This window comes from Paenibacillus sp. FSL P2-0322, from assembly GCF_037975315.1.
Taxonomy (GTDB): domain Bacteria; phylum Bacillota; class Bacilli; order Paenibacillales; family Paenibacillaceae; genus Paenibacillus; species Paenibacillus polymyxa_B.
On record NZ_CP150243.1, the window covers coordinates 3,042,110 to 3,067,844 of the forward strand.

The 25,735-nt window shown below is 44.1% G+C and carries 19 protein-coding genes and 2 pseudogenes; 1 reads left to right on the top strand and 20 read right to left on the bottom strand.

Features of this window, described 5'->3' with window-relative positions:
* Positions 1–384 precede the first annotated feature (384 nt).
* From MKY24_RS13150 to MKY24_RS13245, 20 genes and pseudogenes are all read right to left on the bottom strand, one after another.
* Positions 385–804 (bottom strand): Wadjet anti-phage system protein JetD domain-containing protein, encoded by a 420-nt coding sequence (locus tag MKY24_RS13150; RefSeq protein WP_339202236.1) that lies wholly within the window; start codon positions 802–804, stop codon positions 385–387.
* A 483-nt stretch (positions 805–1,287) separates the two neighbouring features.
* The gene (locus tag MKY24_RS13155) at positions 1,288–2,217 is read right to left on the bottom strand and encodes a hypothetical protein (protein ID WP_339202238.1); all 930 of its coding nucleotides are present in this window, start codon (positions 2,215–2,217) and stop codon (positions 1,288–1,290) included.
* A gap of 202 nt (positions 2,218–2,419) precedes the next feature.
* Positions 2,420–3,001, bottom strand: coding sequence for a nucleoside hydrolase (locus MKY24_RS13160; RefSeq protein WP_279833763.1), 582 nt, complete (start codon positions 2,999–3,001; stop codon positions 2,420–2,422).
* 397 nt (positions 3,002–3,398) lie between these two features.
* On the bottom strand, positions 3,399–5,918 hold the full coding sequence (locus tag MKY24_RS13165; protein ID WP_339202241.1) for a glycoside hydrolase family 3 N-terminal domain-containing protein: 2,520 nt from the start codon (positions 5,916–5,918) through the stop codon (positions 3,399–3,401).
* Between the two features lie 93 nt (positions 5,919–6,011).
* Entirely contained in the window at positions 6,012–8,351 is a 2,340-nt protein-coding gene (locus tag MKY24_RS13170; RefSeq protein ID WP_339200163.1) for a cellobiose phosphorylase, read from the bottom strand.
* Between the two features lie 53 nt (positions 8,352–8,404).
* Positions 8,405–10,882, bottom strand: a complete 2,478-nt coding sequence (locus tag MKY24_RS13175; RefSeq protein WP_339200164.1) for a glycoside hydrolase family 3 N-terminal domain-containing protein — start codon at positions 10,880–10,882, stop codon at positions 8,405–8,407.
* A 258-nt stretch (positions 10,883–11,140) separates the two neighbouring features.
* Positions 11,141–12,916 (bottom strand): sensor histidine kinase, encoded by a 1,776-nt coding sequence (locus MKY24_RS13180; protein WP_279833770.1) that lies wholly within the window; start codon positions 12,914–12,916, stop codon positions 11,141–11,143.
* Entirely contained in the window at positions 12,913–14,508 is a 1,596-nt protein-coding gene (locus MKY24_RS13185) for a response regulator (RefSeq protein WP_279833771.1), read from the bottom strand. Before MKY24_RS13185 ends, MKY24_RS13180 begins: the two co-directional genes overlap by 4 nt.
* A gap of 165 nt (positions 14,509–14,673) precedes the next feature.
* Positions 14,674–16,227, bottom strand: a complete 1,554-nt coding sequence (locus tag MKY24_RS13190; protein WP_279833772.1) for a DUF5597 domain-containing protein — start codon at positions 16,225–16,227, stop codon at positions 14,674–14,676.
* Positions 16,217–16,351 carry a hypothetical protein gene (locus MKY24_RS13195; RefSeq protein WP_339200165.1) on the bottom strand — a complete coding sequence of 45 codons (135 nt, stop codon included), beginning with the start codon at positions 16,349–16,351 and terminating at the stop codon, positions 16,217–16,219. Before MKY24_RS13195 ends, MKY24_RS13190 begins: the two co-directional genes overlap by 11 nt.
* A gap of 29 nt (positions 16,352–16,380) precedes the next feature.
* Positions 16,381–17,940 carry an ABC transporter substrate-binding protein gene (locus MKY24_RS13200; protein WP_279833774.1) on the bottom strand — a complete coding sequence of 520 codons (1,560 nt, stop codon included), beginning with the start codon at positions 17,938–17,940 and terminating at the stop codon, positions 16,381–16,383.
* Between the two features lie 92 nt (positions 17,941–18,032).
* Positions 18,033–18,917: a carbohydrate ABC transporter permease gene (locus MKY24_RS13205; protein WP_339200166.1), complete on the bottom strand. Its 885-nt coding sequence runs from the start codon at positions 18,915–18,917 to the stop codon at positions 18,033–18,035.
* 27 nt (positions 18,918–18,944) lie between these two features.
* Entirely contained in the window at positions 18,945–19,910 is a 966-nt protein-coding gene (locus tag MKY24_RS13210; protein WP_339200167.1) for an ABC transporter permease subunit, read from the bottom strand.
* Between the two features lie 459 nt (positions 19,911–20,369).
* Positions 20,370–21,578: a hypothetical protein gene (locus MKY24_RS13215; RefSeq protein ID WP_339200168.1), complete on the bottom strand. Its 1,209-nt coding sequence runs from the start codon at positions 21,576–21,578 to the stop codon at positions 20,370–20,372.
* Between the two features lie 59 nt (positions 21,579–21,637).
* The gene (locus tag MKY24_RS13220; protein WP_053325494.1) at positions 21,638–22,222 is read right to left on the bottom strand and encodes a hypothetical protein; all 585 of its coding nucleotides are present in this window, start codon (positions 22,220–22,222) and stop codon (positions 21,638–21,640) included.
* A 147-nt stretch (positions 22,223–22,369) separates the two neighbouring features.
* Positions 22,370–22,627: pseudogene (locus MKY24_RS13225) on the bottom strand (acetyltransferase); the annotation flags it as partial.
* 140 nt (positions 22,628–22,767) lie between these two features.
* Positions 22,768–23,112 (bottom strand): Asp23/Gls24 family envelope stress response protein, encoded by a 345-nt coding sequence (locus MKY24_RS13230; RefSeq protein WP_053325496.1) that lies wholly within the window; start codon positions 23,110–23,112, stop codon positions 22,768–22,770.
* Between the two features lie 106 nt (positions 23,113–23,218).
* On the bottom strand, positions 23,219–23,794 hold the full coding sequence (locus tag MKY24_RS13235; protein ID WP_053325497.1) for a TetR/AcrR family transcriptional regulator: 576 nt from the start codon (positions 23,792–23,794) through the stop codon (positions 23,219–23,221).
* 99 nt (positions 23,795–23,893) lie between these two features.
* Positions 23,894–24,208, bottom strand: coding sequence for a multidrug efflux SMR transporter (locus tag MKY24_RS13240; RefSeq protein ID WP_053325498.1), 315 nt, complete (start codon positions 24,206–24,208; stop codon positions 23,894–23,896).
* Positions 24,209–24,211: 3 nt separating this feature from the next.
* On the bottom strand, positions 24,212–24,553 hold the full coding sequence (locus tag MKY24_RS13245; protein WP_339200170.1) for a multidrug efflux SMR transporter: 342 nt from the start codon (positions 24,551–24,553) through the stop codon (positions 24,212–24,214).
* A 918-nt stretch (positions 24,554–25,471) separates the two neighbouring features.
* On the opposite strand from MKY24_RS13245, the pseudogene MKY24_RS13250 reads away from it, so the two are divergent.
* A pseudogene (locus MKY24_RS13250) lies at positions 25,472–25,644 on the top strand (TetR-like C-terminal domain-containing protein); the annotation flags it as partial.
* Positions 25,645–25,735: the final 91 nt, after the last annotated feature.

A 25,735-nucleotide genomic window follows, 5' to 3' on the forward strand; every position in this document is an offset into this window, starting at 1 on the left:
GAACTGAGAATGTAGTCTGCAACTGGCTCTTCATCCCCCATTTAAATAAGCCGCCAAGATACCCAGACGTTACCTTGCTCTACACCAACCTGGTAACAACCTTGTTTCCTTGATCGGCCAGTTACGGATTTACTTGCATTTTTATGGTAAAAATAGAAGGCTCAATTTTGATTTTTGTCCCAGTCCAAGAAAACAACTAATAACAATAAATGAAAAAAGCCGCAAAAGTCGCGGCTATTGTGAAATACACTGTCAATACAAAGTATTACCACGAATCTTATAGAATTCGGCAACAACCAGTGGCTGAAATACAGTTTATAATAGTATAGCTTCTTGCTCTAAACGCTTGCCCGTACACAACATCTCTCGAATTAATCCGTGAAACTAGGAATTATCCGTGTTTTCCAGTAGCTGCTCCAATTTGACTTGATAATCTGCAGTGAAGGTTTCTGCCCAATCCAAATGCTGATGGAAAGTAGTCTTATCCATACGATAGGGTCGTAGTTGTGGAAACACTGATTTTTGCAAATGCCGGAATATTTGGAACCCTCCCCAATCGATGTCGCCCCATTTACCAGCCACAGAAACTGTGATTTTATGTGGCCTCTCACAGTAATCCAAGACAGAAAGGTCAGTTTCAGTTAATACCCAATGATCATATTGAAGGGAATTATAAAGTCTGACCTCCCTACCAAGCCTCTTACTAAAAACATAAAATCTATTTCTCCCCATCTCATTCTCTATCTTTCGGACTGGTGAGTACATAATATGCATTTCCTCCAATATTTTGTAGAAGTTTGACATAGTTCTATATATTCGATCTTTGATTAAACACTCCTTTGTTGAAAAAACACCTTTTCTGTCGAATTCTAAAAAAGTATCGAACGGATTTTTTCATGTAAACGTTTGTTGGAAAAGCGTTATTCATCTTCTAAAGTTTGTTTCTGAACAGATAAGCATAGCTGTATCAGTAATGCTATTGCATAAGACTTTTACTTCTCCAGTCAAGTAGGTAACTTAGTGTCATTTCCCAGTCAAGTAGGCAACTTTGTGTCACGAAATAATGACACAAAGTTGCCTACTAAAAACAGAAAAATCCTTATAAAATAAGGGTTTCTTTGGTAGGTAACTTTGTGTCGATGTACATGTCGGATGACAAGAACTTTATCTCATAAATGACAAGAATCTTATCTCATTTCCCATATAATTTTAATTATATCTCATGATTATTATTACAGCAAAAATAAAAAATCGCCTAATAAAGGCGAATTAAATCTGTTTGTTTTTTTATATTCTTAACTTCATTACATATTGCTTAACGTAAGATTCAATTCGTTTATTTTCATCACTTGGATTCTCGTAAATTCTCATGGCTACACTTAATGGCTTAAAAGAATTCATCTTGAATAACAATTTCTTCATTGTTTTAGTACTTAGCGTGCATTTAAATTCATTTAAATTAATTCTTCTATCAACATTTGGAAGAATGATTTCGATCTTTTGTTTCTGACTCACATCAGAGTTGTGTTTAAGAATTGCTCTAGGAATACTATTCTGTAACATAATATCTAATTTATCTCGATTCGGAACACTAATTTGTTCGGCTCCTTCCACCGCTATTTTAAGCCATTCGTAAAAATAATTGAGACATAGTTCAGATGTCACACGATTTATTACCCAGTGAACCATTTCTCTGTTATCATATATAGACAGATTGGTATGAGCAAAGAGCCTATTTTTGTAGTCATCTATGATGTCCTCTATAAGTTCAGTTGCAACAGTTATACCGGGTCTTCTAGAAATAACTAGATTATTGTAAAAATGCTCTCTCCCTAATAAAGTTTGCTTCCAGAATACATATGCATAGGCATATGGACAAATGGGAGGAAACTCTTCATTTTCATTTTTTCTAAGTTCTTGAAGCATTAGTATACATTTAAGATGTTTTTTGATGAATTTCTTTCTAACATAATGATCTATAGTTTTGAAACATCTACAATTTTGCTTATATAAATCATTTTTAAACTCATCTCTATATGAGTAATCTTGAGTTGAGGTAACTTTCACATTAAAAAAACACTTAGATTGAATTTTAGGTTCCAGAGTAAAATGTTGGATTGAACTAACTAGAGGTGAAAAAAGCAACCGATTAGAATCATCTCTCTTCCCTTGTGCTATCCATTTAGAAACTGGAACATCCGCTATCTCTACCTTCATTTTCCATTGTGACCAAGGGGTGCTACCGATATCGGCTAGCTTAAATCCACACTTACAGGTAAATGGCTCGTTTAGTGCTAAATCGCTAAGTAGGAAAGGAATCCGATTTAAGCACTTTGGACACGAACTCAATAGTTTAATTTGATGAATCGGGCAACTATGAAACAACGAGAATTGATGTAACCAACTATGATATCCTCCTTTAATACATTCTGGACACCAATTTAGTGATTGAGGAAACCAAGTAGAAATAGGTTCTTGATATTACCCAAAGTGGGATATTGGAACGAAAAACCACATTCGCTGCAGCAATGTCATTACTTAAGTTAAACTCAAAATCACCGTTAGGCCAAGGTCCGCCTCCAATCCAAACGGCAGTAAACCTGCCTGCAATCTCCGGACAAGCCAGGTACGCTGAAGCCAAATCTGTGATTGCTCCAAGAAAAATAACATAGAGGGGCTGTCGATCGTCCAACATGGCCTCACGAATAATGAGTTCAGCTCCCTCAGACATCGTAGGAGTGTTCTCATTGGGTATCGATCTTTCTGTCCCTTTGAACACCGGCACCTCATCATTCATATTCATCAAGTCAAGCAAGTTAATGATTTCGTCATAGCTCTCCTGCATTGAAGCCGTTGTCCGTCTTTCACCAAAATGTGCAGCAATGATCCCTTTCAGATTAAATCGAGGCGTCAACAAAGCATGAACGATCGCATACTGATCGTCTGCCTCATTCTTAGCATCAGTGTTAATAATAAGACGTATTTTTTTTGACTCTGGCACTTCAAATGGATGCGTTAACAATTCACTTCTCTTCCTCATCTTAAACAGAATATATTTTGATCTTGGCCGATAAATGTACTCCACTCAATAGTCAAATACAAAATCGAGGACTGAATTAACTGGAAATATTGCAACTGTGTTACATAAGACTCATAGCGAGCGCTTTATAAAATAATTAAGTGTTATAGGCTTCTATCGGCACATTTCCTGCTTCGCTATCTTTGAACAAATTTATAAACAGCGGTATATGAATGTTAACAAGGAAGTCGCTACCTTTCCCCAATGTAAAAATGGACCAGCTGAAACAATCAGAACTCCCTCTCTACTTCGCTAATCCTTCCACAGGATCGGACCCAGCAGCATCGTAGAGAAGGACCTTTCCAGTACCAGAACTCGTTTAAGGCAGAAGTTCGAATGACGCTTCTTTCACATCGCGAGAACTCGATCCGATATAAACCTTGAACTCCCCCGGTTCGGCCTCATATTTTCGATCCGAATCCCAAAAAGCCAAATCCGCTTCGGCGATGGTGAAGCGGATTTCTTGTGCTTCGCCTGCGGCTAATATCACCTTTTGGAACCCCTTAAGCTCCTTCACTGGACGGACCACACTGCCATGAAGGTCCTGAATGTACAACTGGACGGTCTCCTCTCCCTGTATCATACCTGTATTGGTAATCGTCACGTTGGCAGTAATTGTCTCTGAAGCATTCATCTGCGATTGGGATAACCAAATTGCCGAATACTCGAACGTCGTATAGCTTAGCCCGTAACCAAAAGGATACAGGGGATCATTAGAACCATCTATATACTTGGAAAAGAACTTTAAATGCTTATTGCTTTCCGTTACAGGCCTCCCAGTGCTAAAGTGATTGTAGTATACTGGTACTTGTCCGGCATGAGCGGGGAAACTCATCGTTAGTTTGCCAGACGGATTATAATTGCCAAAGAGCACATCTGCTATGGCATGCCCGGCTTGAGATCCAAGGAACCATGTCTCCACGATGGCGTCCATATGATGCTCAAACCAATCCAGCACAAGAGGACGTCCATTTGTTAGAACCAATACGGTCGGTTTGCCTGCCTTAACAACTGCCTCCGCTAGTTCTTGTTGAGCCTTCGGCAGCGTAATATCCATGCGGGATGCAGCCTCGCCAGACATTTCACTGTTCTCACCAAGGGCAAGAATAACGATGTCGGCTTGTTCCGCCGCAGAAGCTGCCCGCTCCAGTCCTCCTACAATCGCTTCCTCAACCTTGCATCCTTCTTCGAGCAAAAGATCTACCGCCGGTACTCCCTGTTCTTCAATCCCTTGCCAGAGCGTAATGGTTTCATTCGCATATCGGGACCACTGCCACGGTCCCAGCAGATCCTTGCTATCACCGAATGGACCAATTACAGCTATCTTTCGTTCCTTGCTTGTAATCGGGAGCAAGCCGTTATTTTTCAACAAAACGATGGATTTCTGCGCCAGACTCCGACTCGCTGTCAGATGACTCGGATGGAAGTGAGATTCCTTTTCTATTTCCGGGCGTACATAACGGAACGGGTCATCCATAATGCCGATCTTATACTTAAAAGTCAAAATCCGACGTACCGCTTGGTCCAATTGTTCTTCCGTAACGAGTCCCTGTTCGATCAATTCATGTAAATGATCATAAGAACGAGTCACCATCTCAATATCCAACGTTGCATCAAGAGCCTTTTTTGCTGCTTCTTTGCTATCCCTTGCGTACCCATGAGCGACGATTTCGTCAATGGAGCCGTAGTCGGAAATCAATATACCGTCAAAGCCCAGCTCTCCTCTCAGTACATCGTTAAGGAGGTAGCGGTTTCCTGCCACAGGAACCCCCTGGTACGTATTAAAGGCATTCATCACCGACCCGGCGCCCGATTCAATCCCCGCCTTGAAGGGCGGTAAGTAAACATTCCGCAAGGTACCTTCCGAAATATCTACCGTATTGTAATCTCTTCCTGCCTCGGCAGCTCCGTATGCAATAAAATGCTTTAAACAAGCAATGAGTGTATCAGGATCGTGTAAACTGTTACCTTGATAGCCTTCTACTTGAGCTTTGGCGATTAGACTTCCCAGATAAGGATCTTCGCCTGCGCCCTCTACGACGCGACCCCAACGCGGGTCTCTCGTAACATCGACCATCGGGCCATGGTTATATGTGATACCGCTGGCGGTAGCCTCTTTTGCGGCAATCGCACAAGCTTCCCTGATAGATTCCAAGTCCCAACTGCAGGACCAAGCAAGCGGCACGGGAAATACCGTCTGAAACCCATGTATAACGTCAAAATTAAATAGCAACGGAATACTATGCGGGGATTGCTCCACCGCTATTTTTTGGAGTTCGAACACTCTGCGACCCGTTACGGCCGACAGAACTGAACCAGCCCGGCCTTCTGCAACCAGTTTTTCCGGTGTGTCAGACGCAAGCTCTGATCCAAGCGAGAGGTTTGTAGACATACACTGACTCATTTGACCAATCTTATCAGTAATGGACATCTTGCTGAGAAGAGCTTCAACGGATAGGTAAATCTCTGTATCGTCGCGTTGCTTTACATCATGCTTCCGATAAGGAGCGATTTCGGAAATGAGCGTATCCGCGAGCGATGGGCCAGGCCCTTTCACACCTTTTACGAAGAATGCTTCCTGGAAGGGAATCTTGATCCTGCCCTGAAACTCTTCATCATTAAATGTCAGTTCAAATTCAAGCGTTTCATTTGGTACAAATGATGATACTCCCTTGGCCTGAAGCATGTTGCCTTCTACAGTCAAGGCAGTGATTTCGATTGGAAACGGAAACGGTTCCAGAACAACTGATAATACATAAGTTTCTTTCTTTTCAATGATAAATTGCATTTTAATCGTGGATTGAGGCGTTTGGTGCAGAAAACTCCAAGTACCAATCATGCTGTCAACTCCTCTACAAATTTTCAAATCTACCTTTCACCACACCGATAACCAAACCTTTAGGCCGCAGATCCCACAACGACTTTCCGTTATTCATATGACGACTTTTGTGTTCGAAGGTTTGGGCTTAAGAACAACTTCTACAGAATGGGTCCGATCATCCTGAAAGAGAGGCAGCAGATTTCCATTGATAAGGCTTCCATCCACCTGTATCTCGGGTTGTCCTTCAGACAACCGTGATGGGTTCCGGATGGTAATATCATAACGTGTGCCACGGAACTCCCTAAATACCTGGGCTTCCTCCCAATCTGCCGGGAAGCAAGGGTCAATCCGGAGACCATCATAATCCCGCTTGATCCCCATAATTCCCTCCAAGAGGGACATGAGTCCCCATGCCGAGGTTCCGGTTGTCCATGATTGGTAGGACTTCCCATAATATTTGGGGTGAATTGAATAACAATTAGTGAAGACATACGGCTCCGCTCCAGATTGTGTGGATGGATTCGCTTCGCTGTCTGGAATGATCTTCAGCAATGTACGTAGGGCTTCTACTCCCCTGCCTGCCTTGCAATCCGCCATAATTTTGAAACCGGTTGCGTGGCAGTAAACTCCGCCGTTCTCGAATAGCCCGGGAAGCATGCCGGCCATTCTGCCTACATGGGGAGAATATTCCGTATAGGGAGGCATATTGATCGGGAAACCAAAATCATGCTCCATGCTGTCCATGGAATCCAGCACCTTGGGCAGCTTCTCTTCATCCGGAATATCAGCTAGTACGGCCCACGATTGTGCGTTAATATAGATTGTGCTCCCCTTGCTGTCTTTGGAGCCGATATTCTCTTCTTTGCTAAGAGCGCGCATATACCAGCTTCCGTCCCAAGCCATTTCGTTAATCGCATTGCGGAGGATATGGTACTGTTCATCCAAGTACCCAGCATAACCTGTGTCGCCCAATCGCCGGATCAACGCTGACAACTCTTTCAGGGCATAACAAAACTGCTGGGATAGCATGACAGATTCCGCATCCGGGTCCGTTGTAATATTCAAGGCATCGTTCCAATCCGCGAAGAAAATCCGCACCAGGCCATGTTTCCCTTTATCTTCAATCAACCGGTCGACTGCAGCCTTTACATGCTCCAGCATCGTTGCCGAGCCTTCATCCTGATATTCGATCTCCATATCCAGAAGAGAATAATCTCCGGTTTCTTTAATCAACTCACACACCGCCCAGATAATCCAGAACGGCTGGTCTGAGTAACGGGTAGCATCATATGGATACCAAGTCAGCACAGCATGTCCTGCCTTAAACTGATGCCGCAAGCATTCTATAATTTCCTCCTTGGCCCTTTCCTGTCTGTAATTTAGAAGGGCTACGGCAATCTGAAGATTATCCCGAACCCCCTTCTTGCCGACTATGCAGAAGTCAATCTGTTTTTTCACCCATTCGTTCATAAGCACGTTCAGCTTCTCATGAGGCGTAACAATATGGAGGCCAGCGTATTTGCACTTCTGGTGCTCCTTTGTTTCCAGTAGTGCTTGTTCGATACGGTCCCTGTTGCTGTATTGCTCCATCGTTTGAACCGCTTCTTCCAACGATTCACTGACGCCCAGCACATAATACAGCTCCTTCTCTTCACCAGCTGCCAGTACCAGCTTGTTCTGCAAGACCCCACCGAGGTTGACAAGCGTAGTTAAAGAATTCGTACAATCTCTCCCTTTCACTACAACGTCCGGCCGCTGGAACAACGGTGCTGGCATGGCATCCAACCTAGTGTATGACCCCAGATCTCCCAAAAACTCTCCCAGATTGCCATCAAAGGCGTGGACGGTTTCCGAGCAGGCGATATAACTGTTGTATCTGTTATGGGGCGCGAAGGGATGTTTGGACTGGCAGTAAATACCGTTCAGCCTCTCATCAAAGAAGGTTTCACAGCTCCTGTACATTTCGTAATACCGCGGGTAATTAAAGCCTTCAAGCTCAAAGCTCACGGTAGAGAATACGCTGATATTCTTAACTTTATCCGTATTATTCCTGACCTTGACTACCCATACCTCGTTATAGCCTTCATGCGGGACCAAAAGCTTCCAGGAAGCATGGACGCCGTTCTTTCGTGATTGGAGAATGGAATATCCAATATTGTGATCACATGAGAAATCCTCGACTTCTTCATTTAATGGGCCTTCCCCTATATTCCAGTACACATTGGCGTCATCATCGCGCAAGTACAGGTATTTGGCATCCTGATTATTGATCATACACATGTCTGCTTTTGAATTGATATAATAGCTTCGGCCATGCCCAATTTGGGAAACTTGTGTGCAATATCCTTGCTCGCTCCACAAATAATTGTACCAATGCCTCGGGGGCCGTGGCGTATTAATAATACAAGAGTTACCTTTATCAGAAAAATGATGAATTTTATCTACTTTCATTTTCTCACTCCTAGTAAACGGTTATGGAAATAGAGGAATTGCTAATTCAGTTTTCACAGTTCTGTAATCGTTACATTTGATGAAAATGCCTTTCGTTCAACAATAGTTTTTTCACCTATAATCTCAAAGGTACCTTTTAATCGAATATCTTGGGATGAGGCACCTATAAACACTTCCATGTTACCTGGCTCCACAACTTGATTCATATTCAAGTCATGAAATGCCAGTTGCTTCATGTTTACCTTGAAAGAAACCTTCTTTGTTTCGTTAATGTCCAAGCTAATCCGTGCAAATCCAACCAGTTGCTTCACAGGTCTTGCAACACTGCTCACCCGATCCCGGATATAAACCTGTACAACTTCATCCCCGGCAATCTGTCCCACATTGCTCAGCTTAAATAAGATATTCAATTCTCCGTCAACTTGAACCGAGCGGTCGTGTTCCAGGTCACCGTATTCAAATTGCGTATAACTTAATCCATGACCAAATGGATATAACGGTTTATTTTGGGTGGGGTCGATATATTCAGCCCATTCATTCATTTCAACATAGAGCGGTAGTCTGCTGTTATACATGGGAATCTGACCTGCTTCTTTGACAATAGTCACCGGCAGCTTTCCACTAGGGTTCTTCTGTCCGGTAAGGATATTCATAATGGCTTCGGCTCCAGACTGTGCAGGCAGCCACGAATAAAGGACTGCTTTACTGTATTCGCTTACCAATGGAGTAGGTAATGGACGGCCATCAACAATAATTGAAATCACCGGTTTATTCAACTTAAATACTTCTGCCATCATTTCCAGTTGAGAATTTTCAAGACCAATGTTGTGATTATCTTTGTTTTCACCGCAAGTCGCTTCAGGATCAATCATGCTTTCTTTACCACCTAATACGGCAATGACGATATCCGCCTGTTGCACCACAGCTTTTACCGCTTCAATCCCTCTGTCGATAGGTTTGGAGATATTGCAGCCTTTGGCGTGCAGCACATGTTCTTTCCCAAGCTCTTTCTCCAACACATCTTTTACCGATTTACAATCCGGGTAGAACATTTGAACAAATTCTTCATTCGTTTTATAGACTCTTTTCGAGGAATCTTCAGAAGCTAAATTCTGTCTGATCATATTCATAATGATTTCTCTTTGTTCTGGGGTGGGCTGGTCATCAAATTCAATTCCCATCGACTTTAATGACTCTTTATCGTCGGTTATTGCCCCTGTATAAAGCATTCTCAGGAAGCTGTCTTCTTCGGATTTGTCGAAATCGCTACTTCTTGTGCTGGCCGATCCTACCGATGAATAACCGCCAAAGAAGTTGGTTTTGGTGTCTGAGGCGGGGCCGATCAGTGCTACTTTCAGGCTCTTTTTGAGCGGCAGAATATTGTCCTCATTTTTTACCAATACCATCGATTTCTCCGCAATCTCCCGTGATAACTCCACATTCTCCGCTTTTTTAATTTCATAAAAAAAATCGCCATCATCATAAGGATTCTCAAATAGCCCTAACCTGAATTTGGTCTCAAGAACTCGTCTTACGGAATTGTCTATATAGGCCTCTTCCAGTTCGCCTGATTCAACCGCTTTTATTAAATGCTGGTAACATTGATTGCCGGGTTGTTCCACATCTAGTCCGGCTTTAAGTGCCAGAATGCCTGCCTCTTTATGATCTTCTGCCACTCTATACCGTAATGTTGCATGCGTGATACTGCCATAATCAGCCACAACCAAGCCATTAAATCCCAACTTGTCTCTCAGAATATCGGTAAGCAGCCACTTTGACGTAGACACAGCCTGGTCATTTAAAATCCCATAACTATTCATGATCGCTTTCACGTCCGCCTCATGAATAGCCGCTTCAAAGGGGAAGCAATAACTATCCAACAATCTTCGCTCGTCGACTTGCTGTTCTCCGCCGCCTCTTCCCCCTTCAGCATTACCATAACCGACAAAGTGCTTAGCGGCAGCCATGATCTCATGATCACCTTGGACGCCTTTGACGAACGCCACGCCCATTTGCGCAACTAAATAGGGGTCTTCTCCATAGGTTTCGCCGATTCTTCCGAATCTCGGATCCCGTCCCAAGTCGAACAGGGGGGAATGCACAGCCTTGAATCCATATGCCCTTAGTTGTTTTTTGACGACCTCACCCATTTTTTGTGCTAACGCCGGCTCCCAGGCAGAAGCAAGATTAAGAGACTGCGGAAAAGTAGTTGCGCCTGGGATCTGCGCCCCTGCTATCCCTTCACTATGAAACAGCGCAGGGATACCTAATCTGGTTTCTTCAACAAGAAACTTTTGTATGCCCTTTATTGTCTCCTTATCCTTCTTATTGTCACCCGTTAGGGAGTCGTTTAAATAACTGATGGTACCAATGCCATCTTTTAATTTACCGTGTCTAGTATCATACACGGTTTCTCCACCATATGAATTTGCACAAGTTAACTGGGCCACTTTCTCCTGCAGTGTCATTCTTCCAATTAAATCTTCGACTCTCTCATGAATAAATTTACTGGCATCTTTGTAAATCATCATTCTTCCCCCCAAAAAATTAAAGTTTCCATCAACTGTGAAGATGTTTTAACTCAAGTTTACTCTGAGCCTGAAAGCCAGCTCTACTCCTTGAACGACGTTTCGTTATTCATTCCACGACTTTATGTGTACTGACAGCCTCGCAGGGTTAGGGAGCCTTAAGAAATAACCATGTACATACTTCTTTCTACTTATTGTAAAACTTTGCAGGACCAGCACTCTACGGGGGAAAGTTTTGATTTTCTTCGTTTTTTTAAGCGCTTACTTTTTGATTGACTTGGGAAGGCGGATCCATACAGTGGTTCCTTCACCAGGTAGGCTGGTAAAGGACAATCCGTACAACGACCCATAGTTCAGTTGAATCCGCTCTTGAATGTTCTTGATGCCAAACCCGCCCGTGGTTTTGCTAACAGGCCTGATTAACAAAGCCTCCACTACTGCTTCCACCATGCCGATGCCGTCATCGCTGATCTCCACGACCAGATCGCCCTTCTCCTCCATAGCGGATACCTGGATTATGCCCGTCTCCGAATCTTTCTCTAAAATGCCGTGCAGAATCGCATTCTCGATTAAGGGCTGCAGCATGATTTTGGGCACCTCACAGCCCAGCAGCAGCGGTGAAACCTTCAAGCTCAGTGTAATCGCACTATTAAATCGCATGTTTTGGATCGACACATAGGATTCAATATGCCGCAGTTCACTCTCCAAAGTGACGGTCTCACTGCCGTTCGACAGGCTCAAACGATAGAACAAAGCCAGCCGGTCTACTACTTTGGATATCTCCTCATTACCGGATTCAATAGCCATAACATTGATTAGATCCAGGGTATTGTAAAGAAAATGCGGGTTAATCTGTGCCTGCAGTGCCTTCAACTCCTTGTTCTTCACTTCGCGCCCGAGCGTGTAGGTCTCCTCCATCAACCGCGATACATTCTCCACCATCATATTAAAATTAGTTGTTAGCTCTCCGATCTCATCTTGGTTGGCTGGAAGCGGTGACATGCGTAAATTGCCGTCCTTGACCTTGCGCACATGCCGAATGAGCTGCCGGAGACGTTTGGTTGCCGAACCAGCAATAACGAAGGACAGAATAAAGGTAAGGGGAATAATGAATAAAAAAATTAAGATCAGCCGATTGCGCATCCGGTTGCTGGATTCCAGTATGTCCGAGTAGGGCACAATCATCGCTATACTCATATCCGTCTCAGGGATTGCCTCCAGTCCAAGCAGGATTTGCTGCCCATTGAACTCTATAGTGTCGATTTCCCCATCGGCCGGAACCAGAGACAGCATATCCTTAAATTCCTTGGAGGTATACAGAAATTCACCAGAGGTGCTTAGAACATCACCGCGGTTATTGAATAAGACTACGGAGGTAGACGGAGTGGCAACAGCATGTTCCAACACGGAACGAACTGTGCTTTGCGAGATCCGGGCACGCACAAGGCCATCACTCACCTGTATATTGTGCGCATTTGGAATGACTCGCAGGACGGATACTTCATCGCTGCCCTCTTCCTGTTCAATAGCGGAGGAAGGCAGCCAGGTGAAGACGGAATGGGAAGCGATAAAGTTCTTGAACCAGAGGCTGTTCTCCAATTTGTCCATGTTCAAATAGTCGGGACTTTCTGTGGCTGAAGCAAGCCCCTGCTTCATATAGAGCTGGACAGTTTCAATATCCGAATTGTAGCGGGATTTCGCCAGTATCCGGTCGAGCCTTCTGGCATCCGTTCCCCAGAGATTGATATCCTCATACCGTCTCGGATCTTCGGCTACCAGAGTCTGAACGGTATCATTGAAGGCAATGAAGTTCAACACTTCATTAACTGTCTCTGCACGGTAATGCAGGTAGGATTTAGTTTCCTCCAACATTTTGTGGGCCGAAGTCAACGCTTGCTTCTCCATTTCATTCGCGGTTAACAACAGATGCAGGAAGAGCAGCAGGGCCAACGGGATAATGATCACCAGCATATAGGAAGCGAACAGCTTATGCCGGATGCTAAAATCAGCGAACGCTCTCCTGGACTTCAGTTTCATTTGGCCATCCTCTCCCGGTACTCCGAAGGCGTGCAGCCTGCGCATTTTTTGAAAAAGGTGGTAAAGTAATTGGCATCGGTGAAGCCGGTCCGTTCTGCAACCTCATACAACTTCAATTCCTTGTCCAGAAGTAGTTCCTTGGCCTTTTCCACTCGCAGCGAGGAGATATATTCCTTGACGGTGCCCCCTCTCTGCTTCTTGAACAGGGAGCAGAGATAAGTTTCGCTCAAGTCCACATGATCAGCAATATCTCGAATTGTGAAACCCCTTTCATGAAAGTACTTGTGAATATAATGCAGAATCTCTCTCATTTTAGCCGAGCTACCTTCCCCTTCCGGCGGTACCAGGAACAAGTCCAGGAAGGAGAGGATGTATTTTTCCATGCTTGCCAGGTCGGGAACACGGTCAATCTCCTTCCAGATATACCGCCGCTCCATGTCCTCATCCGTATCCGTAAACCCCATTTGCACAGCTGTATCGAGAATGACCAGCAAGAGTTGGAAATAGGAATCCTTGAGCCGGACAATATTCAGATCACGTGCTGCCCTGGCCTGCTTGGTCCAATTCACAATAAGACTGCGGGCAGCTTCCAGTTCCCCCTGCTTCAGAAGTCCGCGCAGACTGCGTACCATGTTCCAGTCGGTAGCAAGTGATCGGTTGCCACCAAGTGCATTGGCAAAGATTAGCCGATCACCCTCGCTGTAATAATGCAGACTGCACACATCGAGAGCAGTTCTGTATGCATTCGGAATTTGCAACTGTTCTTTTACCGACTCTCCGACCCCCATACAGAAACGGATATTGCTGCCTATGATCCCGGCCGCTTCGGCGTAGAGATCCTCCAATACCTTACGTTGTTCCCGGTAGCTGCAGCCGAAAACCCCCGGCAGAATAAAGATTAAAAAATTCCGTGAATCGAAACCGCAGATGCCTTGCAGCGAAGCCAGCTTGTTATTCATATTCAGCTCCCGCAACACTGCCTCTTGGACTAGCCTCGGATCTTTGGGATATTGCGGTGGCTGCCAGTACATGCACGATGCAAGCACAGTATACGGTCCTTCCAGAGGCAAAAGAAAGGTTTCTCTACTCTCCAAAGCCTTCGACACATGGAGCGAATCAGGAACTGAAATAAGTTTGCGGACCATCTCCTGTCTCAGATAAGGCAGACCTTCATCATAGGCCTCCTGCAGTTGGCACTCCTCCATTCGTTTTTGCTTATCCTTTTTTCTGGACTCCACTGCCTCTCGAACTGCCTCCCTCACCTTATCTAGATTGATCGGCTTTTCAATAAAGTCGAGAGCATTCAGCCGGATCGCTGACATTAGATATTCCTTGTCCGAGAATCCGCTCAGGAACAATAGCTTGCATGAAACATCAATCTTACGAAGCTGTTGCGCGAATTCTATACCATCCATCTTCGGCATCCGGATATCACAGAGCACGATGTCGGGACGAAAGCTCTGGAACCTCTCCAGAGCAATCATGCCATTGCGGGCCGTTTCCAACTCATTAATACCCAACTCCCCCCAGGCAATATGCTTGCACAGCATTTCCCTGGTTCTCTCTTCATCCTCTACGATCAGCAGCCTCATGATGTGCTCACTTCCCCTACGACGTTTTCATTCATTATATATCAACAACGCTGCTCCCATCCCCTTCATTCCTTCACTCCGTCTTCTTCTATGGATTCATCATTGCCTAGGTTCTCATTATGACTCCGACATCGTTATCAATAGCTTAGCAGAGATTCAAATTGTTCAACGGTATTGATACATTTCCACACAAAAGGCGGATGGATTGCTGCCGACTGCTAATCTATAAGAGGCTTCGTCCCCATTCAGAACACGCCCCCGGATCCATTTGTCTTTAACGAACGTTCCTTCCTCGATGCTAATGTAGTCCACTTTGGAAGTGTCGCCGCGCTTAGGCAGAAATTCAAATGAACATCCAATGCCGACTAAAATAAATTCGTTATCCGACGCTTCGATTACGAGGCCGCCTGACACCGGTTTCCCTTCCTGTCTGCGCTGATAGTTTACTTTCAAATCATATTTGGTGAAAGACAATATACAGCCGGGCTCATGATTTTGAATAAATCCCGTCATTTTTCCTGTACCGCGGTACTTCTGAATGATCGCCTGCATATTGCCGAGAAGCTCGTAGCTGCGTGCGAGGTAGGGGCCGGTTCCATTTGAAACAAAGGCAGAAAAGTCGATATTCAGAGCTAAACCCAATTCGATATTTGCGTTGTCTTTTGAAGGAGGGGCAAAGATGCTTTCAATGCCAAAAGGAGAAAAACACAAGGCATTATGTTTTCCAATCGCATAAAATACGTTTGTCACTGAAGCGACGTCTCTTCTAGTTTCGGGAATAAACAAGGGGTTGTCGTTCCCGGCCGTATACTCCTCACAAACCTCGGCAAAATTGGGAACATAAATATCCGGCGCATAAAGACAGATGGTCGGAGCCGTCACTTTCCAAATCTGCATGACCTTTGCTATCGGCCCCCCGCTAGGAAAAGATCCGGGCTTCCATGGGAATTGCTCAAGCCATGCATTCACGAACATAGGAAGAGCGTACTCATCAGAACCACTGCTAGCGATTCGTTCGATGGCCCGAGCGTAATGAAAAGCCATAAAGTATTCTTCCGCATCATCCGCAAACGCCTCCTTCCATGAACCTACCTTGCCAAAAATCGCAGCCAATTCATCGGGTATCGAGTCGTTGAATTGCTCGTTCGCATGATCGGAGTAATCACGGTCGCTGCCCAAGAATCCGATTTCATTCTCAACTTGCACCATGATAACGGTATGGCGATCTCCATCCACTTTCTTCAGATGAGCCATGAAATATCTGAACGCAGCCGCATCAGCTTCAACGGCTTTCTCACATAATGGCGATATCGTATCGGAAGATTCTTTATTCTGATATACCGCCCGAAAGTAGGTCTCGTAGTCCCTTTTAACCCAGCTTGGAACATATGAGGATTTTCCGTTCTTCCATAACCCGAACCATAAGAATACCAGTCGCAGGTTTTCTTCCTGGGCTTGTTCAATAATTCCATCAACAAGATGAAAGTCAAACTCCCCCTGCATCGGTTCGATCAGTTCCCAATAGACCGGTACGATTACTGTATTTAAGTGTAATTCTCTAAGTTGAGGCCAAACCTTATGCTTCATATAGTTCAAGTCAGAGGCACTGGAGTTATGGATCTCCCCTGCCAGTGCAATAAATGGATTTCCATCGACATACAAATTGAATATCCCATTTTCCTTCTTTAACTGAGGCATTAAGCTAATATTACTCATCATCTCTCACTCTCCATTTGATATTTATTACAAGCGATTCTCTCAGTTCGTCGTATACTAACATCTGCCAAAAGAAGCGCAGCTTGCCTGCTGCGCTCTTCAAAAAGTACCATGACCAGTAACTCATTCATTTCCCTATTCGACGGTGATCAAATGTTATTTCTTCTTTGCCAGAAATTCTTCAGCCTGGGTCTGCACCTCTGCTTTGACCTTATCCAGACCAGCACTGTTCAGATTTTTGGCCAGTTCGTCAAATGCTTTGTCTACATCCTTGACTGCGCCGATATAGATTGGATTGGCATATTGTGTCGAAGCATTGGCCAAGTTTGCAATCTGCGTCTTGACATTCTCCGAGTTGAAGGAAAAGCCTTTTAATGCGAAGTCTGAGGTATTATATTCGTCCTGTTTCTTCCAAAAGTCAATATAAGTCTGTGGCCAAGTACTCATCGGCTTAAACAAAGCCTTATTTACGAACCAGAAGCCCGCAGCATCCGGAGGATAGGTATTTGTATCGGCTGTTATCCCTTCCGGCAGCCCGATTTTATCGTCTGGTGTGATGACGTAGTTCTTGCCTTCGATCCCGAAATAAGTCAAATACACATAAGAAGGATCTTCCATAATAAGGTCGAACGCCTGCATCACACGTTCCGGATTTTTGGAATTGGCCGCAATGGAAATTCCAGCTCCTATATAATTTCCAATTGGGACCTTACCATTTGGCATCAAGGACGGAATGATATAGGTTTCAATTCCTTTCGCTTGAGCAGCTTCTAGGGTGGATGCAATATCTATGCTGTTGCCAAACGCTACCGCAGATTTGCCTTCCACAAAATTATCCTTGGAGCGGATCTTATTTGAATATGGATTTTTGTTAACATAACCTTTGTCATACCAGTCCTTCATGATGCCGGCAGCATATCTTTGTGCGCTTAGGTAAGGCTCCTCTACCATGCTGTAGATTTTCCCAGTCGGATCTGTAAAATCGTAAGCTACTCCTTGAGCCAAAGGACCGCCTCCGAAAGGACCGCCTGTATAGCCAATTTTATCACGCATCAGCTGTTGATACGGTGTCGGAAGATCAACCTGAGAGTCCAGGTTTAGGCCGATCATATTCGGATGGTTTTTCTTAACAGCTTCCAGATAAGGACCAATTTCAGAGAGGCTCTTCACCTCGGTAAGGCCTGCTTCCGCCATAATATCCTTGCGTAGTACAGCCACAAAGACATTGCTGTCCGGAGTGGTTTTTGGAATCATAAAGATTTTACCGTTAATCTTGGCCTCTTCCCAAGCTGTAGGATCAATAGCAGCCGATTTCTTCGGCATATATTTGGCTATATCCTCAGGCTTAAGTTCATAAAAGGCTCCTTTATTCGCTTGTTCGACATAATAATTCCAATCTGCCGAAAAGATAAAATCCACATCTTCGCCTGAGGCCAACAACAATGGATACTTCGACTGCACATCCCCCCAGCCGATGTAATTCAGATCAATGGTGGCATTGATGTCTTTTTTCAGCTTTTCATTGAGCTTCGCGAGCACATCCGGCATACCCTTCGGTGCTTCACCGAGCAGGTAACCCTTCAGCACAACCTCCTCTTTCTGATTCGGTTCTGGCCTTGTGGCGGCATCGTTGCTACTCGAGCAGGCAGACAGCAGCATCGTCAGTGACAGCAACGTTGTCAGGATCAACATAACTTTTTTCTTTACTTTTCTCACTCTTATTCCCCCTCTGAAAATCGCAATTATATATAAATCCTCATTTATGCAGGATTCACAAACGTATTGCCTCTGCATCCGCACAGTAGGGTTTACCCTTTTACGGCGCCAATTGTAATACCTTTTACGAAATACTGCTGAAGGAACGGAAACAGAATCACAATTGGTCCTGTAGCAATCACTGTCATAGCAAGCTTGAACGTTTCTTTAGGCGTGTCAAGAGCCGACATATGTTGGGCCATAGCCGCAGACATGTTCATTGAAGACAACATTTTATAGAGTAAATATTGCAATGGCACGTATTGCTCCTTGTCAGTGAACATCATCGGGGTCCACCAGTCATTCCAGTAGGCCAGAATGGTGAACAAACCAATAGAAGCGAGTGCGGGCTTGCAGAGCGGCAACACCATCTGCCAAAAAATCCGAAAGTCTCCCGCCCCGTCAATTTTGGCCGATTCCACTAGCGGCTCTGGCACAGAGCCCTGTATGAAGCTGCGCAGAATCAGCACATACATAACATTGAACATGGGGAGCAAAATTAGTACTGCAATAGTGTTCTTCAGATGCAAATAACTGGTGATCCAGATGAAATAAGGGGCCAATCCACCGTTAAACAATGTGGTGAAGAACAGAAAAAACGCTAGTTTATTCCGGTACTTTACTTCCTTACGGTACATTACATAGGCCGCCATCGTGGAGAACAGCAGCGAAAGCACCGTTCCAACCACCGCCACGATCAGCGAGACGCGGTAAGCAGAAAGAATCTCACCGGGATTGCGGAAGATGTAGGCATAGGCATCCAACGAAAAGCCGCGTGGCAGAAAGGAATAACCCTTGGCTAAAACCTGCCCTTCTTCCGAAATAGAGCCGGAGATTAGAACGATAAAAGGCATCAAACATAGAACTGCGATAAGCGAGACAACAATGTATGAGAAGGCCTTAAAGACGGGCGCCGAATTCAATTTGTTTTTTGTCATAAAGATTCCTCCTTTCTTATGGTCAAGTTAGAACAGTGCGTTATCCTTGTCATAGCGGCGGACAAGGTAGTTAGCGAACAGGATAATAATCAGTGTGAGTACCGATTGATAGAGCCCCACCGAAGAAGCCATGCCAAAATCCTGCGTGCCCATCAGCGAGCGGAACACCAATGTATCAACAATATCTGTGGAATTCATCAGCGCGCCGTTGTTGCCGATCAGTTGGTAGAACATATCGAACTCGCCGCGCATAATCCTTCCTAGCCCCAACAGAATCAGCACTACCACTGTAGGCTTGAGCAAAGGAAGCGTGATTTTCATGATTTTTTGAAAACGGCTAGCGCCGTCAATTGTTGCTGCTTCATAAATCTCCTGATCAATCCCTACAATTGCCGCTAGATATAGGACACTGCCAAAGCCAACCCACTTCCACACGTATAGCAGCGGGAGCAGAAGATACCAATAGCCGCCAGACGAATAGATGTCTATAGCTTCAAACCCGATATTCCTCAGGAAAACGTTTACAATTCCGAATTCATAATTCAGAAAATTATACACAAATGCGGACACTGTAACCCAGGAAATAAAATAAGGCAGAAACATAAAAGTTTGGGTAGCCTTTTTGAAAAATTTGTTGTATGTCTCCGAGATCAGCACCGCGGCTAAAATTGAGAAGAACGTATAAAATCCCAGAAACATCAGATTGTACATGATGGTATTCTTGGTCACAAGCCATGCCTTGCCGGATTGAAAAAAATATTCGAAATTCTCCAGTCCGTTCCATGGACTCATGAAGATGCCATCCCTATAGTTGAATTCCTTAAAAGCCATAATGATGCCTGTCATCGGTATATAGGCAAAGATGATAAAAAAAACAGCAATCGGGATGAACATCGCATATAGCACCCAGTTTTTCCTTAGCTCCTGTAGTGGGGACAACCATTTAACCTTTTTGGGGGTCCGCACCGCAACCTCCTCTATTTTCGAACTCATAAGCAGCCTCCTTCAGTATGTTTCTCTGTGTCCTCCTTTATTGTAGTAGGCTTCAAAGCCAGCACCTACGGGGAAAAGTTTCGATTTCCTTTGAGATCTTATGTTAGCGCTTACTTTCCCCTTAACTTTGGAATATGTACTCACACAGCGGTTCCCTTACCAGGAAGGCCGGTAAAAGATAATCCATACAGCGGCCCAAAGTTCAGCTGAATCAGCTCTTGAATGTTCCAGATGCCGAAGCTTCTAGGCGACTCGGCTCTTGCCCCGGTTGGACACTAATAAGCTGGTTGTGTCTAGCTTGACTGGCCACGCTAATAATAAGAAAGCCGATGGTTCACCACCGGCTTCGATTCCTCCTATTTTAAATCCGTGCACTATAACGGCCTACTACATCTCGCAACGCTCACGAAATAATCGGTAAAATTGCCTTTTGCTGCATTGAACTTTTTACCTCTAGCCTTATTTCCTTTCCAGCAGGAAATGGACAGCAGGGATTGTTCCGTCCAGAACGAAGGTCACGCCGTCATGAGCAGGAGCGCATTCGATGCTGGCGATTGGCGTGCTCACCGTGTCCAGAGCAGTAAGCGTTGCGGACTTGCAGCGCACGAACAAGGTTCCTTCCGGGGTGTCCGCGTACAGCTTCCCCTGAAAATCGACAGTCGTAAATAAGCCTTCCGTGGTAAAGATGGTTTCGTCCATGCCGGTGTGGCCGAGGACCATCAAAAGGTAGGTTTCTGAGCATTCTACGGAAGTGCCTTTTACAGGCAGCAATGCCGCTGAGATGCGATGGTTGATAAGAGAAAGGGAAATATCCTTTGTCAACGCGATGCCGTTCGAAGGATCGCCGCTGAAGTAAGGACAGCCTTCGGTGCGGATGCGGAAGGTGCCTGCCTTCGGATCAAAGGCCAATTCACCGGTATCGGAGACGAGGGCACTGCCCACGAGTCCTCGGTCGTCGGGCAGAAGGCCCCAACGCTTGAGCGCGACATCCAGGTTTGCGGCAAACGTAGTGTAATCGCCTTCGCCAGCCAAGGGAGCAATCTCATTGAAGACCATGATCCTGTCGCCCAGCTTCGCTCCGGGCAGTTCTTCATCTGCCTTCGCGGCAAGACGCTCCAGCCGCCCTTCGCCGTTCGCGTGCCGCAGGGCGTCCCGATATGGAGACCAGGCGTAATATACGGCGCGTTTAGCCTGAGAAAGATCGCCATTTTTTACAAATCCGGCGGTAACAGCAACGTCTGCGTCACCGGTATAGGCATCCCCTTGATCCAAGAATACGTTGCGCAGGCTTGTAATGTAAGGGAGATAGGCGTTCGGCATACTGAAAGCTGGCGGCAGGGTCTTCAGATCGTTCTGCGTGAAGACCAGATCCACCCGGTGCTCCGCCGGACGCACGAGGTCCCCGAGAAACAATGCGGCCATAAAACCGAACTGACAGATCAGGGATGGATCGTTGTAAGCATCAAATATGTTGGTAATCTCATCGGCAGGCTGGTCGTTCCAGCTTTCAGACGTATGATAGCAATAAACGATGAGACCATCCCAGTCGTTCAGACAGGCATAGGCTGCCATCGAAATGAACGCCGTGGAGTGGAACGGGTTAACACCATACTCGTTCCACTCGCTCAAGATAAAGGGGTTGCCCGCCACCACTGCCGTGCTGGCCATCGGAAGCATGTTAGTGCGAAGAAACAAGCTGTCCTTATGAACGGTCAATGGATTGGAAGTTACATTACATATTCCCGCATATCTGCCACTTTCGGCTTAGCCTCGTCGAAGGGAGGTATCGGATGGTTGAAGTAGGTATTGTTCTCCATCAAGTCGTCGTCAGCATGGGAATAAACATCCGCAGCGCCGTTTAATAGGTTGCTAGTCACAATGGGTACTTTCGCCCCCAGAGAGCGAACATGGTCAATCATTGTGCCATAATACCGACGGTTAATATAAATGCCGAATTCTGTGAAATCGGCATAGCGTGCGGGGCTCTCTATACCTGTCCATTCACCCATAGGGTTATTCTGAACCTGATAGAAATCTCCCTCCGGGAAAAGCACGGTGCCCTCCTCCGGATCTTCCTCTGTGCCTAGAGCACAGACGCCATTAAATGTCCAGGCATCGGACAGATTCTTCCTTGTATCATATTTGGCAAGCAGGTACCGGTTAAAGCGGCGTTGCAACTCCTGTCGGTACGGTACGATGCCCTTCGTATCCTTTATATCTTCCGTGCCCTTAAAGACCGAATCCTCATTATTGATCTGAATGGTTATAACCGCCGGATCGTCGATTAGGGCTAAGCCAGTGTAAGGATTCACGTGGCAGAGGAGCTTCGTTGCATATTCCTTCTGAAGTTGAATCAATCACTCACATGAAAGATTCTCAAACCTCATGGTTCAATCCTGTCTTGGATATAGCTCTTCAATTTAAATCTTACATCTATATGAGACTAAATATATTTCTTCTTAGTTAAGATCCTCACTCAGATTTATCGAGCGGATCTCTTTGGCAGGATTCCCCCCTCCTGATGCGACGATTACTTTATGGCCAATCGACACAGCTCTTCCGCATACCCAAACATTGTTGCCAATAGAAACAGGTGCTCCATTTTCAGGGTCTTTAATTCGTTCATATGGATCTATGGGGTGTGGTGCCGTATAGACATGAACGCCAGGACCCAACAAACAGTTATCCCTTATCCGCACCTCGCATACATCTAGGATAACTTCAAGATGTATGCTCTTGTCCACAACCGTTCGCCCCTACTAATGATTCTTATACAAGAAAAAACGGATAAAGGTAGTCGATCAAGTTGATCGGCTACCTTCTCGTTTGATGAATGGTTAACGTTTCCCGTATGAGATCAATCAATGGATACCCCCACAATAGTTACATTAACGCGGTCAATGCTTACTCCAGTGAAATTTTCAACAGCTTCCTTAACATTCGATTGAAGTACCTTACAGACTTCTGGCACTTTTAATCGGTGTTGAATGGTTATGCATAAGTGAATATCGAGTCCCGTAGCGGTTTCCTTTAACTCAATGCCATTTTGACTACTGTTTCCGCCGAAGCGACTAGTAATATTTTCAATAATTCCATTTGATGTACACGTGATCCCGGTAATAGCATTTGCTGATTTGAGAGTAATTTTAGAAATAATTTGTTTGGATATATTGATTTTCCCCATCGCATTTTCAATGAACATACATCATCCCCGCCTTCAATACTTGATTAGAGAAGTTTACTTCCCTGTGAATGATATATAATGTATCTTTTGAAACTAAATTGTATCATTGTTAAGCACTGTGCACTTACAATTTATGCTCTTTAAAACCATGATAAAAAGTATTCACAACCAACTCAGCTGCGGAATTTCTGGCAATATTCCCTTCGACTACTTGCTGCCAAGTAAGAAATAGAAGTGAGTACAGTACATTGACAATCCAGTTCTTGTCAATATTTTCACGAAAATACCCTTTCTGTTGCAGAAACCCAATTGCATGCAGTATAGGTTCTCTTAACTTCTCATCTTCTTCCTCGATTTCTTTGTTAGCATTGACGCTAGCATCATGGTTCAGAAAATAAATTTTATCACCGAGTGGAATCAAGGCCTCAATGAGCTCAGGAATATAGGTTTCGTAATTCTCTTCATCCAACCTGATATCTTTCGTAGTCTCTGCAACAACTTCTATAGCACGAAACCCTAAATAAATCATCAATTGTTCCCGGCTCTCAACATAACGATGCAAGGTTGCAATGCCGATTCCTGCAGATTCGGCAATCTCATGCATGGAAGCACTCGGCTTCTCAATCAAGCACTTAGTCGCTTCATCTAAAATAGTATTCAATCGTATTTGCTTAATTGACGTAAGTTCTTGCTTCTTCATATCGCACCTCTTGGTGAGCAAATGTTTTTTGCATTCAATAGTGGTTCACTTGAAAGTATAACAGGAATCACACCTCAAATTTATTGGTTTTTTTAATTGCTAGGATACTAACTTTAATCCAACTATACTAAAGATAATTCCGCCAACGAATGCTAATTTTTTAACATTCTTAGGCTCTTTGAAAACATACATACCTAACAGTACACTTCCTGAGGCACCAATACCTGTCCAGATCCCGTAGCCAATACTGATTGGAATTTCTCTTAAAGACAAAGAAAGAAAAATAAAACTTAACCCGAGAAACAAAGCGAAAGTTAATGTATGCTTCAGTTTAGTGAAACCTTCTGAAAATTTCAAAAATATGACCCCACCAACTTCAAATAAACCTGCTAGAACTAAAAAGAACCAACTCATATTCTATACACCTGCTTCTTCTTTTGGTTGATTAGATACTAACTTTAGACCTATAATACAAAAAATCAGCATACACACTAACATTATTTTAAGTGCACTTACTTTATCTCCTAAAAAAATCATTCCAACAAGAGCGGTACCAAAAGAACCAAGTCCCGTAAAAACTGCATAGGCTGTAGATACAGGTAGGATTTTTATGGATTTCGCAAAAAAATAGAAGCTTCCAACCATTAGAATGACAGTAGGGATTACAATTTCTATTTTTGTAAACCCATCTGAAAATGCCAAACCTAAGGCCCAACCTATCTCTAAAATTCCTCCAACAATAAGAAACAACCATGCCATGAAAATCTCTCCTTAACTGTCATTATTAGAATCATCCCAATCCTGCTGTCACATCATACATAAATAACTTATAATAAAGTATTTATCTTTAAACGGCCTAGTTCATCCCGAAAAACGTAGACCGCTTGATTTCGTCAACTAATGTGGTTCATAAGCTCGGGGATTAGGGGATTACCTTTCTTTTTTACACCTTCATCATTCCTCTCAAAGCTAAAAATGAAATAAAACTTTATTTATTGATAGAATATTGTATCATTTGTGTGTATTGTAAACCAAAAAAAATTCAATTGCAACTTTTATTATTTTGGGACTATGTTCTTATCCAGCCTGCATCGCTAAAGTGCCTCATGTCACCCATATCATTAAGAAATGAACTCTTTATGAAGAAATTCTTGAGGATTGCACGTGGATCTCCGTGTTATTCATGAAGAGTACATTGTAAAAATTATTGAGAGTAGACAAATTGACAAACGTTTTGTTCATGCTATCCTTTTTCCGATCAAACCAAATAACCTCCACAGCTATGGAGGTATTGGCCAATTATGAAAACTCGGGGATTAATTATTCCAATAAACCTTGTATTCTGGATCAATGCCGGTTCCACTAAACATACCAATATCAAAACCATTACTAAAATCAAACCCTTTATTTACATCAAAGGTTTTTACGGTATCCTGAATAGCCTTTATACGATCTTTACGATTCGTTTCGAAATACGTCGGTATAATGATGTTTCTGTAACATCTTCGCTAAGTATAGCGCGTCTTCCAAGGCCACTGAGCTTCCATATCCAGTATTCGGGTTTATTGTGTGTGCGCATCTCCTATGACAACAACCCTTCCTTTCGACCAACTCGGAATAGGGTCAACACAGTATATTTACTTAGAGATAATATTAAAAGAATTTTTGATGATCTCAGACACGGATTTATTCGAAGATGTGATATTGCAATATGCTGGGATTGCTTATGTAGGGGTCATTGAATGGTGGATTCGAAATGGAATGCCCTATCACCGCAAGTCATGGCTACGCAAGTTGGGTCCTTGTTAGAAAGGGTAGTTCTCGTCATCCTTATATCTGCAGCCTTTTGAGCGCGAATAGCTGTTCTGTCAAGAAAGAGGCAGTTTCCCTTTTCCATAAAGGTTACAGTATACAACGAAACACTAAAACAACAGCAGACGA

Bases quoted from the DNA above. Each gene is read 5' to 3' on its own strand.
- MKY24_RS13240 (WP_053325498.1), bottom strand. From the start codon at position 24,208: ATGAGTTGGTTCTTTTTAGTTCTAGCAGGTTTATTTGAAGTTGGTGGG.
- MKY24_RS13150 (WP_339202236.1), bottom strand. From the start codon at position 804: ATGTCAAACTTCTACAAAATATTGGAGGAAATGCATATTATGTACTCA.
- MKY24_RS13205 (WP_339200166.1), bottom strand. From the start codon at position 18,917: ATGACAAAAAACAAATTGAATTCGGCGCCCGTCTTTAAGGCCTTCTCA.
- MKY24_RS13190 (WP_279833772.1), bottom strand. From the start codon at position 16,227: ATGATGAGTAATATTAGCTTAATGCCTCAGTTAAAGAAGGAAAATGGG.
- MKY24_RS13155 (WP_339202238.1), bottom strand. From the start codon at position 2,217: ATGAAGGTAGAGATAGCGGATGTTCCAGTTTCTAAATGGATAGCACAA.
- MKY24_RS13170 (WP_339200163.1), bottom strand. From the start codon at position 8,351: ATGAAAGTAGATAAAATTCATCATTTTTCTGATAAAGGTAACTCTTGT.
- MKY24_RS13165 (WP_339202241.1), bottom strand. From the start codon at position 5,918: ATGATTGGTACTTGGAGTTTTCTGCACCAAACGCCTCAATCCACGATT.
- MKY24_RS13185 (WP_279833771.1), bottom strand. From the start codon at position 14,508: ATGAGGCTGCTGATCGTAGAGGATGAAGAGAGAACCAGGGAAATGCTG.
- MKY24_RS13230 (WP_053325496.1), bottom strand. From the start codon at position 23,112: ATGTTCATTGAAAATGCGATGGGGAAAATCAATATATCCAAACAAATT.
- MKY24_RS13175 (WP_339200164.1), bottom strand. From the start codon at position 10,882: ATGATGATTTACAAAGATGCCAGTAAATTTATTCATGAGAGAGTCGAA.
- MKY24_RS13245 (WP_339200170.1), bottom strand. From the start codon at position 24,553: ATGGCATGGTTGTTTCTTATTGTTGGAGGAATTTTAGAGATAGGTTGG.
- MKY24_RS13180 (WP_279833770.1), bottom strand. From the start codon at position 12,916: ATGAAACTGAAGTCCAGGAGAGCGTTCGCTGATTTTAGCATCCGGCAT.
- MKY24_RS13235 (WP_053325497.1), bottom strand. From the start codon at position 23,794: ATGAAGAAGCAAGAACTTACGTCAATTAAGCAAATACGATTGAATACT.
- MKY24_RS13195 (WP_339200165.1), bottom strand. From the start codon at position 16,351: ATGAGTTACTGGTCATGGTACTTTTTGAAGAGCGCAGCAGGCAAGCTG.
- MKY24_RS13215 (WP_339200168.1), bottom strand. From the start codon at position 21,578: ATGGCCAGCACGGCAGTGGTGGCGGGCAACCCCTTTATCTTGAGCGAG.
- MKY24_RS13210 (WP_339200167.1), bottom strand. From the start codon at position 19,910: ATGAGTTCGAAAATAGAGGAGGTTGCGGTGCGGACCCCCAAAAAGGTT.